An 11,884-nucleotide genomic window follows, 5' to 3' on the forward strand; every position below is an offset into this window, starting at 1 on the left:
CGCTCAATCCCGCAGGGAGCCAATTCATCACAAATCTCATTCAGATCGTTTATGCGTCACAGCCGTTTGGATACGATGAGCCGACACTGGCAGGCATTTTGCTCGATGCCAGACGCTGTAATAAGCGGGATGACGTGACCGGCGCGCTTGTTTGTAGACATGACATCTACCTTCAACTGCTGGAAGGTCCGGAAGATGCAGTGCGCGCAGCCTATGCTCGGATTTGTCGCGATGACCGTCATGCTGGGGTCAAAGAACTCCTGAATCGCAGGATACAAACCCGATTGTTTGCAAGTTGGGCGATGCTTCATGATCCTGCGAAGACTTGGATTTGGACGGAAGAAGAGATCGCAAATGCCGCACTTGATCGCGCAGAAACAGCAGAAATCATAAAAGTATTCAAAGACCTATCGGATCGATCCGGGATACCGGCTGTACATTGATGCAGATCCTTCTCGCATCGATGCAGACGCGAACCATGACCTGTAAATGGTAGGCGGCATGATGGGTGTGCACTCAGTGCCCGATGCGTTCACGACGTGGGAATGTGAACGCATCGTTGCGGCAATCGCCAAAATGCCCACCGATGACGCGCTGCTTGTGGGCCGCAAGCGGTATCACAATCTGCGTAATGCGGAACTCGTTTGGATGGACGATGTCGGAGACCTCAGCTGGGTGATGAACCGGTTGATTGAGCTTGTCAGTCATTCCAACAAGCACCGGTTTGATTTCGATGTGCGCGAATTTGCGGAAAGCCCGCAAGTAGCCAAATATGATGCAGCCAAAGGTGGCCATTTTGCCTGGCATTCTGACATCGGCGATGGTCCTGCTGCTGGTAAAAGAAAGCTCACGCTTGTGCTGCAATTGAGCAATCCGGACACCTACGACGGGGGTGACTTGGAAATCAGGCCGAGCGCCCACATCCAATTGGCCAATCGGGCGCAAGGGTCTGTAAGTGTGTTTCCGAGCTTTGCACTGCATCAGGTGACGCCGATCAAGCGGGGCATCCGGCGCTCGTTGACCGTCTGGGCGCATGGCCCCGCGTTTCGCTGAAGGCGGCTCAAAGAGGTCAAGAGCTAGAAACCACGGGCTTTGTTCTGAAAAGGGGTCAAGTCAGCCAGCATTGTAAATTGGGTTCTGGGCGACTACATAGAATATACAAAGTTGTGGTCTTCTTCGGCAGAGGTGCATCGCCTGCCAGAGCCAACTGCAACTATCTATCACTAGAATTCGACTGTGGCGTGCCTTTACAGGGACTTGACGCTTGGGACGGTTGCCGACTGATGGCGCACGACCGCATCACCCATGCGTCATGACTTTCCGTCATGGCGGCCTGACGGACCAGCGATTTGCGCCCGGGCATGGATTGCGTGTTGTCGATAAATCGATCTCGATGCCGCTCTGACAAAATGTTTTGTCAGCGCAAAAACAGCGTGGCGGCGCTTTCTCCGTCAAAGGATCAAAAATGACTTTTCCAGAATGGACGAAACCCGGCCTCTACGGTGCTTTGGGTGGTGCGATTGCGGTTTCTATAATTGGCTTCGCTTGGGGTGGCTGGACAACAAGCAGCAACGCCCAAACCATGGCACAGGACTTGGCTGCTGAAGAGGTGACTTTGGCGATGGTGCCGGTCTGCCTCAATATGTCAGCGGCTGATCCGGAACGCACAGAGAAGCTCGCAACTCTTCAGGATCTCTCTAGTTTTGGCCGCCGCAATGCAATGATGGAAACGGGCTGGGCCACGCGCCCCGGTACAGATACGCCTGATCGTGACCTAGCAGCTGCTTGCCTCGCGGGGCTTGAGTTGGATGGATCATAATTTGAAAATACCGCCGCAATCGTCAGAGACAGTTTGCGGGACATCGATGTTGGCGGACGCTCGGCTACTTTGGGCCGTTTTCATGGGCCCAATCTTTGTTCTGCTACTCCTTGTAATGCCCGCCATGGCCCAGACCATGCCAGAAAACGCCAGCGCAAAGAGCTATGGCGACGGTTGGGAATGCAATATCGGGTATCGGCTAACCGACGAGACCTGTGCAGCTATTGTCGTCCCAGACAATGCGTATGAGACTAACCGCACCTATGGATCCGGATGGGAATGTCATCACGGTTTCCGCAAGGTAGATGAGACGGCATGTGTCGCAGTCGTTGTCCCCGATGGTGGGTTTCTAGATCCATCTGGCGAACGCTGGCACTGCTTACGCGGATTTTTTAAAGTCGACGATACGTGCCAAGAGGTCGTCGTGCCAGAAAACGCCTATCTGGTGGAAGGGTCCCGTGGGTCGTCTTGGGAATGTGATCGAGGGTTTGAACAGACAGGTGACCTTTGCAGCGCCATTGCTGTTCCCGCCAACGGCTACTTGAACGGATCTCGTTATGGTCAACCCTGGTCATGTGAACGTGGGTTTTTCGAACAGGATAGTCAGTGCCGGGCCGTCGTCATCCCAGAATTCGCATACTTTGACGATGCGTCTTACGGCGAGGGATGGAGGTGCCAGAGGGGATATGAAGTTTCCGGTGCAGGCTGCGCTGTAATCGATATCCCCGCAAACGCCCATCTTGACAGGTCTGGAAACCGTTGGGAGTGCAACCGGATTTTCCAAAAGTCCAAGGGCCAATGCGTTCTCAATAACTAAGCGCGTCGCACAAAAGCGTCCGTTTGAATAGACGGGCTAGTCATCAAAAGGAAAATACGATGAAAACCGAATTCCAGACGGCAGATACCGTTCGCCTTCCCATCAGGAGTACGCAAGCGACTCCCATGATCGTAGCCGCACCGACACGATCATCCTCGCGCACTCAGATCCCGACCGCGGTTGTCTATTGCGAGGGCAACTTTGCCAAAATTGACGGGAAGACGGCCAACGGCCTTGTACGTCATTCACAGGCCTACAGGATCGTCTCGGTCATCGACAACGCGCACAGCGGCGAGAACAGCGGTCAGGTTCTTGATGAAGTGATCAACGCCATACCAATTCTCGGAAGTCTAGATGCCGCTATCGCCCATGCAACTACTTTGCCTGATACCTTTATCTATGGAATGGCCCCCTCAACAGGGCGGCTTTCGCCCGCTGATCGTGACGTGGTGCTGAATGCGATTGCGCGCGGCATGAACATCGTCAGTGGCCTGCATGAATACCTCAGCGACGATACCGAAATCGCGCAGGCGGCATCGGAACGGCAGGTCACCATTCGCGATATCCGCAAACCCAAGCTCAGCAAAGTCATGCGCTTATTCGATGGCAGCGTCGCAAGTGTTCATGCACTGCGCATTGCCGTTCTTGGGACCGATTGCGCGATCGGAAAACGGACCACTGCGACGGTCTTGGCACGCGCCCTCAACGCAAAGGGCATCAAGACTGTACTGGTTGGCACCGGTCAGACGGGACTGATGCAGGGCGCAAAATATGGCGTGGCCATGGATGCCGTCCCGCCCCAATTCTGCTGTGGCGAACTTGAAGGCGCGATCGTTGCGGCCTCGGAGGCGGAACAACCCGATGTCATTTTGATCGAGGGCCAAGGTGCGCTCAGCCATCCGGCGTTCTGTACATCGGCCTTTATCCTGCGCGGCAGCCAACCCGACGCCGTCATCCTTCAGCATGCCCCAAAACGCAGCCATCGCTGCGATTTTCCCAGTATGCCAATGCCCACCCCGGCAAGCGAGATTGCTTTGATCGAGGCTTTTTCTGATACCAAGGTCATCGGTGTAACGCTCAATCACGAGGGGATGTCCGAAGCCGAAATTACAGATACAATTGGCGTACAAACAGAGAAACTCGGCCTGCCTGTGACCGACGCACTCAGGCGACCAGCGTCACATTTAATGGCAATGGTTGTAGCGGCCTATCCCGGTCTGCAGCAAAGAACACCCGTGGCCGCGATATGAGTGGTCCGCGTATAGAAATTGATCTGCGCAAGATACGCCACAACACGCGAACCATTGTTGAGCGGTTGAAGGGACGTGGCATCGGTGTGACAGCGGTGACCAAAGCCGTGTGTGGGCACCCGGCTGTCGCCCAGGCCATGATTGATGGTGGTGTGGCGGGGTTGGCTGAGGCACGTTTGAGCAATGTAAAGCGGTTGCGCCAGGCTGGCGTGACTTGTCCGATCACCTTGATCCGCACACCAATGTTGAGCCAGGTCGATGACATCGTGCAAGTCTGTGAGGCGAGCTACAACACAGAGATACCTGTGATCGCAGCATTGGCGGCTGCTGCAATCCGACAAAACAAGGTTCACGGCGTCATCTTGATGGCCGAAATGGGTGACCTGCGCGAAGGGATCATGCCACAACACATTGGACGTATAGGACAGCAAGTTGTGGACATGCCCGGTGTAGCGCTGAAAGGCATCGGTGCCAATTTCGCCTGTCTGAGCGGCATTGCCCCTACAGCTACCAAAATGCAGGCCTTGACCGCACTTGCCAATGAAGTCGAGGGGCGGTGTGGCCCATTCCTTCAAACAGTATCTGGCGGCAATTCTGCAAATTTGCCTTGGGCGTTCGGCTCGCGTGCGACCGGCCGGATCAACGATCTGCGCATTGGCGAAGCCATACTGCTTGGCATGGATCCGATCACAGGAGTTCAGATTGGTGGTTTGTTTCGAGACAGCTTTACGCTTGTCGCCGAAGTTATCGAAACCGAGACCAAGACAGTGAGCCCACTCTTGGGTACCGCGGATCACGCACCGGCAATCATTCGGCTCGTTCCAGCCACCCTCGAGACGACAAGGATTATTCTTGCCCTTGGAAACCAAGACGTGGATGTGGCCGGGCTTTCGATGCCTGCTGGCAGTACACTTATCGGTGCGACAAGCGATCATCTCGTCATTGGCACGACAGATCAGAAGCTCCGCGTTGGATCGGAGATGCGGTTTCAGATGAACTATAGCGCATTGATGCGCGCCATGGCCGCGCCTGACATTCAAACGAGTCTACACAATAACCGGCCTCGGTCACAGGAAAACGATGCCCATGGTCCAAAGAAACACCTGGCATTGGTTTGACCGACAGTGTTGGAGCCTGGCAAAGCGCAATCAAGAAGGAAATGATCACTTGGCAAAACTAACAAAGACAAGCGTGTTTAAGGCTCAAGGCTCCAAAGCGGAAACACCATTGGACAAGACAACCCGCATCGTTCGCAAGATGGTCGCAGAAGAGGCTGAGCAGCGCCAAGCCAAGAACGACCGTCTTCGCAACGCGCGCCTTGAACGGGAGGCCAACACTCCGACAAAGCCGTCGCGCCAGGGGCGCAGGAATGGTTGAACCCAGGCTACTACATCGCAGCACCCCACGTTTCGCCTGCGTCTTTCAATCTGCCTGAGCGACCGGACACACCAGAAGGAATTTGCCAATGACGCACGCAGACGAGAGCACAACAAAAGTTCACTATATCTGTCAGACATACGTGGAACAGAAGCCAAGGCGCGACGAGCAAGCGAGTCTGAAGATTGGCAAGCAATTTCAGTATTCCACGGCAGCAGAAGCTCAGAACAGAGCAGAACGGGAAGCTCAGTCTGAGGAGTGCGCCGGTGCCGATGCCTATATGATTAGTGAAGACCCCGAGAGTGGCGAGGTTGGATCACCGAGCTTTCTTGTTAGGCTCGGGAGTGTTCCGGAAACTGATGACTTCTAGAACCACGCCTCTGGCAAAGTGCCTCCCAAAAGACGTACCCCCACCATGGGCCGAGTATGTTAGAAAAACGGCTATTGGCGCAGCCGATGCGAAAAGCTGGTGTCGACCGGCTCAAAACCGAAGGTTTGAATGACGGCTTCGATGACGTTAGCTGCATCGCAGCTACAACGATGGTGTGACTGCGAAGAAATGCTGCGTCAGCAATAGCTGCACCTGCACAAGTCCGCTTTGTCCGCGTTATGTTGATCCATGAGCATTGCAGCGAAGGTCGGCTGTCGCAGCTGGTCCCAATAGAACAGTTGTTCAAACGATACAGAATCCGACCCCGCAAAATCAGTACTTTGAGAGGTCCAGAACCAAAGGGGTTCAATTGGGACAGTCCGAAAAGAGCTTAGAGTGTCATTTCGCCCTCTCCCGCAAACGACCCCATGTTGGCCGACTACCTGTGCGCAAGCTCCAAGGCCAGCGGCAGGCATGGATCTGGAAATCTGGTATTTTGGGCGAGTGAACGAAAAGAAACTCTGTCGCTCATCGGTTGCCGACCAACGCGGACACGGTTGCAGGACGAGAATCGGTACGCCTGAAGAAAGCGCAAGCTGTCGGAAACACAGTCGATTAGCGTCCAAAAATGGCTGTTTTATGAAAAAAAGATAATGGTGTAATTTTATAAAATTTACTTTTTTCTTGATGCAACCTCATCCTACATGGCATGAACGAGGTGAATCAGCTTCAAATGATTGAAGAATTTCAAAATGAACGGACGAAAACCCGAGACATGTCACTCATCAACAAAAGCATATGGCCGATCACAACTATTTGCGATCAAAGCCAAACAAGATACAAGATCGAGATGACTACGACTCGGAAGAAAGGAACTAATCACCACAAGTAGAAACCCCCGCAAGGCGCGAACCTAACGGGGGGTTTTAGAACCAAGGGACGGCAATCCCTAGTCAGCTATAAGTTTCAAGCTCGGTTCTAACACTCCCTGAAAAAGCTGGCAAGAAAAAAACGCATTTCTGCGAACAGAGAAGATATGCCTGCTGCGTCTTGCTCCAAGTGAGGAAGATAGAATGGGACAAACCATCATCAACATCGAGCAACTAAGACAACAGAGCGAGGGTCATCCTTGCCTACCAAGCAACTGGGAACGCGAGAATCTCATCAGACTGATCGATGAAGTTGCACCCTTGATCGGCCTGAAGGCTAAAGCCGTCGCAACCTTTCGGGCAATGATCTCGCGCACAAAACCGTCAGCTTTCAAGGATCCAAACGCCGAACCCATTTGCTACGTCCACCAAACAGAGATTGCACATAGCTTAAGGGTGTCTGCCAAGACAGTTCGCAACCACGAACATGCTTTGGAGAAGCTAGGCTTGATAGAGCGTCGGACGATGGCAAACGGAGCCCGTACAGGCTTTCAAGGGTGCGGCATCTATTTCTCAGCTGCCATTCGCGCTATCCCAGAAATGCTAGCGCGGGTCCAGGCGGCTGAAGCGGATCGAAGAGAACACGCCAAGCTGAGAGGGCTCCGGAGCACCCATTACAAACACACCAAGGGCGTGCTCAACGAACTGATTACCCAATACGGACGAAATGCCGAACTAAACAACCTACTTTGTAAGTTCGATGATTGGCCTCATAGCTCTGCATTGCACAGAATGACACTTGATGACCTCTACGATCACGTTGATGAAGCCGCAGCTCTTTGCGCCAAAGTGATCGAGTTAGAGTTGAAATACCAAGAATATGCCGCTCGACCGGAAGAAAAGGGCGCTTCCTATATACAAGATTCAAATCAAGATTCTTCAAATAAGTCTTGTAACGCAAGCGAAGCAATATGGACCGAGGATAAATCCTCGGACGCTAATTTACGGGTGCTACGCCTAACGGCTCCGCACCATGCATAGAAAAAAAGTATGAAGACCAACCGTCGGACTACAAGAACGAATTTATGAACAAGATCAGCCCACAGCGGTTCTTGAGTTTTTGTTCGCCAGAGATGCAAGAGCTAGTCCAACTTGCCCAGAGGGGACGATCCACACTTGCAGACCATGACTTTGAGGAAGCAGCTTACGAACGGTTGTATCAAATCGGGATCAGCAAATCGATCTGGGACGAAGCATGTAAGTCGATGGGAAGTCCGGCAGCAACAACCTGCGTCATTATCACAGATGCAAACATGAACAGGCCGAACAACCCTGTACGATCACCAGGGGCCTACATGAGAACACTTATTAAGCAGCACAAAGACGGGAAACTGAACATTATCGCATCGCTGATCGCCATATCGGAGAGGACACGAAACTAGCGCACAGGACACTCAAACGCCAAGAAACGGCCGTCGTCATTCGAAAGGACAGGACCACGCGGGATTGGATCGTAACCATATCGCTTGCCAATCTTGAGCAACAACGGATTGGTCAAAAAAAGGCAACGTTCAGCCCCCATGCGTTTGATGTATTCGTTGCAGGCGCCCAAGATGTTCTTTGTGGTTTCAGGGTTTTTATCAACGGAAACGAGGCGAGTTAGCTCCCACGTTTTGTCATCCGTTGGCGGCTCACCATCGGCCCATATTTCAGAAGGAAGACTGATACGACCCAAAAACGCATCTCGGATCATGTAGCTGATAGCTGACCGCCCATGGCCAAACTCTAAGCTGCAATTTACGAGCCTGGCCCCACCAACAACTGTTTGATGATCATGCGCGATGACGTAGTGCGCAATGGGTGCAGCATCATACTGCTCGGATTCAACGTTCTCACCGGTCACCTCTAAAGGCCAGCCCAACTTGCCGACGAACACATCACTACGAAGGCGATAGTAACCATAAACCAAGGCCCAACCTGTGGTCGAATGTGGAAGGCGTAGGACAGAGTATTGCATTGTTTCAACCTGCAGTCATCGACCAACCACTACTACCAAGGGTTGACGAGTGGAAGCCAAGAGGCAAAATTACCAAATGTGGTAACTTTTCAAGATGGCGAGAAGGACAGTCATGATCCGAGACTATATTCCCCATTTCAACGAAATCGATGACCAACTGAGAACAATCGGAACAACTGGATACGTCCTGGCTGTGAACATCCGGTATCTAAGACCGGAAGTGATCGAAGTCACTTATCCCGCCACTTGGTGGGAGGAGTACCGGAAAAGAATGTATGTAAGTGTAGATCCGATAGCTAAATGGTGCGTGTCATCCGAGGGCACAAAACGCTGGACCGACATTGGAAGGGACGCAACCTTCTCATTGAACAACATCGTCATGAAAAGGGCCAAAAAACATGGCCTGAACTTTGGCATGTCCTTAGCATGCAAAGATCCGGAATTCACAGATGGATGGTCATTCCTATCTGTCGCACGACCAGACCGTGAAGTCACCGACGCGGAAGGTGAGGAACTGTGGACTACCTTCGTTAAGTGTACAAAAATCATCAAAGAAACCGTGCTGTTAAAAAAGAGCGAACTTCTGTCTCTAGAGTTGGCGGCACAAGGTTTCACGCAGAAAGAAATCGCCAGAGAAATGGGTAAGTCGCCAGCATATGTAAAACTACAACTGGCGTCAGCAACTCGAACCTTGCGCGGCACATCAACAACACACGCGATCGCCATAGCTCAACAGCGAGGCATGATCGACATACCAGGTGGCATGCGATGGTGACGTGAAAACGGAAAAATTACCAAATTAGCTATACCAATTAGATAGCCCAAAACGCTAAAATTAGGCGTCCCAATGGTTAAACCTTGAAAAAATTGAGGCAATCATGCTTCGCTAGAGCCAGCCAACACGACGTCAAGGGAACAAACGATGGAACTAACAAAAGGACAGGTCCGTCAGACCGCAAGAGACGACTCTGAGCTGCTGAACGCCCAAGTGTTGAAGGCAGAAGGTCGGAAGCGGTTTACCAAAAAAGGTACGGTGACAAACAACAGCGATGGCACGATTGAATTGCTTATCGAAGAGTATCCAGACGCAGGTACATCGATCAGCATAAACATGGCTCCGCCCTATGGTTGCACGAAGGCAGAAATCGTCGGCGTCTTTGCCTTTGATGGGGGTGAGGCTCGGTTTCCCATTGGGTTAGCTTCTTTTGATGAGAACCAAGCCACCCTTAGATTTTTCGGCAAACCGGTCAAAGGATCTAGAGTGCTGATACATGAAGGTCTCAAGAGCATCGATCTAAGCCATCAACTCAAGCATTGAACGACATGGGACATTCCCAAACGCCACGTGTCACAAGTTATCCGGTAGGACTTCGCCATGGAAACACAAAACACCGCCGACATTATAGCAAACGGGTCGATGAAGTTCGCTTAAGCACCGCCTATCTTTCCAAACCAAACAGCAACGAAACCGTGAAAATTGGCTCGCTTATCCAGACAGACCACGGAGCACTACTGTTGTGGCTCTTTTCCTACCCGATCAAAGGACAGGTCATCGAAATCGAACTCTCCAACGACTTTGGCACTGAAACAAACGAGGTAGGGGTTCTAATCGACCACGAGAGCTGCCAACCTGAATTCTCTGTTGGAGAAGTCAAAATAGCGAATAATCGTGCCCAGATGACAATGTTCGGGATCCCTGTTTTTCCTGCTACATTTTTGCTGAAGCCGCCAAAAGAACCATTTTGCGCATCTCTAGCCGCATCAGTATCGCAAAACTCAGAACAGATTTCAGCCTGACCGAACTAAGATAGAAATCAGATTTCGATCCATGACGGAACCGATGCTGTCAGTCTATCCAGGAGCATTATCGAACGATATTTGAAGGCCTCGCGCCCGCAGGACGCCGTTAGGTCGGGTCCAACGGACGCTTACAGAACCGCTTCGCAGGCGGCCTCTGCGTTCCGCTGAGGAAGTACCGGACAGACAGGGAGGGTTCAACGGACAGGCACTTCCCTTGTGCAAAGGGACGCACACTAGAGGCGGTAAAGAATTCGAATTATGAATGTTGCCGAAAAAATGCGCAAACATCCTGAATTATCTTCTTACTGATGTTTGGTCGATCACACAGCGGATCGTGTTTCGCATCGTCAACGATGGTGAATGCACCATCTCGCCAGCTAGACATTCGATCTTCTATTGCTTTGCGACCAACGGTTACATCATCTACACCGACAAAGGCAGTGCAGGGCACTTCTGGGGACCGGAGCTTAGAAAGTCTATCACACTCGGTTAACCCCTCATAAAGCCACCTCATGCTCGGTGCCCCTATATGAGCCTCGGGGAACAGGGTCGCCTGCCTGATAAAAAATTCATACATAGGCCGATCATTCGTGATTGAGTTGCTCTCAAATGGCTTATGGATGGCATAGCTGCGTCCCTTTTGGGATTTGGTATACATTTCACCCAGTCCGACCATGACTGCCAAACGTGATAACGGCCTAGCAACAGGCTCCAAAAACGAAGGAACAGTAATACTCCACATTGGAGCGGTGAAGGCGCTTGCAACGACTGGAATACCGTCAATCAATGACCGCAAACCGATGTTGGCACCCATCGAATGTCCAAACAAATACCAAGGTTTAGGAAGATTCAGTGATCTCGCCGCATCTATCATTGCGGCAACATCTTTCTGATAGTCTGAAAAGTGATGAACATGACCGAGATGAGCGTCCGAAGCAACTCTGTCAGACAGTCCCTGGCCTCGCCAGTCTATAGATATTATGGCAAATCCTTGTTCCAGAAAACCAGGAAGGGTTCTCCCGTATTTCTCGACAAACTCAGTGCGCCCAGTAAAAAGCAGGATCGTGCCCCTAACCGCTCGTTCGTCACACCACACACCGACACGAAGGCGAACCTTGTCCTCAGTATTGATCCAGTAGGCAGCCCCGACCTCGTCGGTCTCTGCCACTTCATTGTTCAGCGGGGCTGTTTCCATGATGTCTCTGATCTAGGTCGAAGTTTCTGCCGGGATGGGTCAACACGCAATATGCCGTCACGACTATCGAAAGCAACAGCAACAGTGAAAAACCCCTCACTTGACCAACGGTCAGAAAATTAACTAGCAAGAGAACCACTACAGTCAGCCACTTGCTCCATGGGGCATATGCCTTGGAGTGTTCAGAAGACTCGTCTCGGCCATGCAGAACTGCTTTGGCGCTAAAATAGATATACAAGAAAACACCGGCGATGACCGAGGTGAAAATGATGGTTGAAAACTGACTCAATGAATAACCCACGATGATATTTTCGTGCTGTTCGGAATTCACAAAAACCTGAATAAAATCAGTGTAAAGCCACGTTAGGAT

At 51.7% G+C, this 11,884-nt stretch carries 16 protein-coding genes; 13 read left to right on the forward strand and 3 right to left on the reverse strand.

Going from position 1 to position 11,884, the window contains the following annotated elements:
• The first annotated feature begins 44 nt into the window (after positions 1–44).
• From QTO30_RS21160 to repC, 10 genes are all read left to right on the forward strand, one after another.
• Positions 45–443: a BLUF domain-containing protein gene (locus QTO30_RS21160; protein ID WP_340426176.1), complete on the forward strand. Its 399-nt coding sequence runs from the start codon at positions 45–47 to the stop codon at positions 441–443.
• 58 nt (positions 444–501) lie between these two features.
• A complete protein-coding gene (locus QTO30_RS21165; protein ID WP_340426149.1) occupies positions 502–1,053 on the forward strand; it encodes a 2OG-Fe(II) oxygenase in 552 nt (183 codons plus the stop codon).
• Between the two features lie 412 nt (positions 1,054–1,465).
• Positions 1,466–1,819 carry a hypothetical protein gene (locus tag QTO30_RS21170; RefSeq protein ID WP_340426150.1) on the forward strand — a complete coding sequence of 118 codons (354 nt, stop codon included), beginning with the start codon at positions 1,466–1,468 and terminating at the stop codon, positions 1,817–1,819.
• A gap of 136 nt (positions 1,820–1,955) precedes the next feature.
• Positions 1,956–2,636 carry a hypothetical protein gene (locus QTO30_RS21175; RefSeq protein ID WP_340426151.1) on the forward strand — a complete coding sequence of 227 codons (681 nt, stop codon included), beginning with the start codon at positions 1,956–1,958 and terminating at the stop codon, positions 2,634–2,636.
• 59 nt (positions 2,637–2,695) lie between these two features.
• Positions 2,696–3,886, forward strand: coding sequence for a DUF1611 domain-containing protein (locus tag QTO30_RS21180; protein ID WP_340426153.1), 1,191 nt, complete (start codon positions 2,696–2,698; stop codon positions 3,884–3,886).
• The gene (locus QTO30_RS21185) at positions 3,883–5,004 is read left to right on the forward strand and encodes an alanine/ornithine racemase family PLP-dependent enzyme (protein WP_340426154.1); all 1,122 of its coding nucleotides are present in this window, start codon (positions 3,883–3,885) and stop codon (positions 5,002–5,004) included. The genes QTO30_RS21180 and QTO30_RS21185 overlap by 4 nt, the downstream gene beginning before the upstream one ends.
• 49 nt (positions 5,005–5,053) lie before the next feature.
• Positions 5,054–5,263 carry a hypothetical protein gene (locus tag QTO30_RS21190; RefSeq protein WP_340426155.1) on the forward strand — a complete coding sequence of 70 codons (210 nt, stop codon included), beginning with the start codon at positions 5,054–5,056 and terminating at the stop codon, positions 5,261–5,263.
• An 88-nt stretch (positions 5,264–5,351) separates the two neighbouring features.
• A complete protein-coding gene (locus QTO30_RS21195) occupies positions 5,352–5,633 on the forward strand; it encodes a hypothetical protein (RefSeq protein ID WP_340426156.1) in 282 nt (93 codons plus the stop codon).
• 1,073 nt (positions 5,634–6,706) lie between these two features.
• Positions 6,707–7,543, forward strand: a complete 837-nt coding sequence (locus QTO30_RS21200; protein WP_340426157.1) for a helix-turn-helix domain-containing protein — start codon at positions 6,707–6,709, stop codon at positions 7,541–7,543.
• A gap of 92 nt (positions 7,544–7,635) precedes the next feature.
• Complete coding sequence (gene repC, locus QTO30_RS22195) at positions 7,636–7,944, forward strand: replication initiation protein RepC (protein WP_445327203.1); 309 nt, start codon at positions 7,636–7,638, stop codon at positions 7,942–7,944.
• Here repC and QTO30_RS21205 read toward each other — a convergent pair.
• Complete coding sequence (locus tag QTO30_RS21205) at positions 7,941–8,471, reverse strand: acyl-homoserine-lactone synthase (RefSeq protein WP_340426158.1); 531 nt, start codon at positions 8,469–8,471, stop codon at positions 7,941–7,943. The genes repC and QTO30_RS21205 overlap by 4 nt on opposite strands.
• Before the next feature lie 160 nt (positions 8,472–8,631).
• On the opposite strand from QTO30_RS21205, the gene QTO30_RS21210 reads away from it, so the two are divergent.
• The 3 genes from QTO30_RS21210 to QTO30_RS21220 all read left to right on the forward strand — a co-directional run bounded on the left by QTO30_RS21210 (position 8,632) and on the right by QTO30_RS21220 (position 10,316).
• Positions 8,632–9,294, forward strand: a complete 663-nt coding sequence (locus QTO30_RS21210; protein ID WP_340426159.1) for an autoinducer binding domain-containing protein — start codon at positions 8,632–8,634, stop codon at positions 9,292–9,294.
• A gap of 147 nt (positions 9,295–9,441) precedes the next feature.
• Entirely contained in the window at positions 9,442–9,837 is a 396-nt protein-coding gene (locus QTO30_RS21215; protein ID WP_340426160.1) for a hypothetical protein, read from the forward strand.
• 5 nt (positions 9,838–9,842) lie between these two features.
• Entirely contained in the window at positions 9,843–10,316 is a 474-nt protein-coding gene (locus tag QTO30_RS21220; protein ID WP_340426162.1) for a hypothetical protein, read from the forward strand.
• Positions 10,317–10,575: 259 nt separating this feature from the next.
• On the opposite strand, the gene QTO30_RS21225 is transcribed toward QTO30_RS21220, so the two are convergent.
• Both QTO30_RS21225 and QTO30_RS21230 read right to left on the reverse strand, forming a co-directional pair.
• Entirely contained in the window at positions 10,576–11,514 is a 939-nt protein-coding gene (locus QTO30_RS21225; RefSeq protein WP_340426163.1) for an alpha/beta hydrolase, read from the reverse strand.
• Positions 11,489–11,884 (reverse strand): hypothetical protein (locus QTO30_RS21230; RefSeq protein WP_340426164.1); only part of this gene is annotated, 396 nt, incomplete at its 5' end. The genes QTO30_RS21230 and QTO30_RS21225, both read right to left, overlap by 26 nt.

Origin of the sequence: Yoonia sp. GPGPB17 (assembly GCF_037892195.1) — a bacterium.
Classification (GTDB): Bacteria; Pseudomonadota; Alphaproteobacteria; order Rhodobacterales; family Rhodobacteraceae; genus Yoonia.

Coding starts and splice junctions, on each gene's coding strand:
- QTO30_RS21195 (WP_340426156.1), top strand. CDS start 5,352: ATGACGCACGCAGACGAGAGCACAACAAAAGTTCACTATATCTGTCAG.
- QTO30_RS21175 (WP_340426151.1), top strand. CDS start 1,956: ATGCCAGAAAACGCCAGCGCAAAGAGCTATGGCGACGGTTGGGAATGC.
- QTO30_RS21215 (WP_340426160.1), top strand. CDS start 9,442: ATGGAACTAACAAAAGGACAGGTCCGTCAGACCGCAAGAGACGACTCT.
- QTO30_RS21165 (WP_340426149.1), top strand. CDS start 502: ATGATGGGTGTGCACTCAGTGCCCGATGCGTTCACGACGTGGGAATGT.
- QTO30_RS21210 (WP_340426159.1), top strand. CDS start 8,632: ATGATCCGAGACTATATTCCCCATTTCAACGAAATCGATGACCAACTG.
- repC (WP_445327203.1), top strand. CDS start 7,636: ATGCAAGAGCTAGTCCAACTTGCCCAGAGGGGACGATCCACACTTGCA.
- QTO30_RS21200 (WP_340426157.1), top strand. CDS start 6,707: ATGGGACAAACCATCATCAACATCGAGCAACTAAGACAACAGAGCGAG.
- QTO30_RS21225 (WP_340426163.1), bottom strand. CDS start 11,514: ATGGAAACAGCCCCGCTGAACAATGAAGTGGCAGAGACCGACGAGGTC.
- QTO30_RS21185 (WP_340426154.1), top strand. CDS start 3,883: ATGAGTGGTCCGCGTATAGAAATTGATCTGCGCAAGATACGCCACAAC.
- QTO30_RS21220 (WP_340426162.1), top strand. CDS start 9,843: ATGGGACATTCCCAAACGCCACGTGTCACAAGTTATCCGGTAGGACTT.
- QTO30_RS21170 (WP_340426150.1), top strand. CDS start 1,466: ATGACTTTTCCAGAATGGACGAAACCCGGCCTCTACGGTGCTTTGGGT.
- QTO30_RS21180 (WP_340426153.1), top strand. CDS start 2,696: ATGAAAACCGAATTCCAGACGGCAGATACCGTTCGCCTTCCCATCAGG.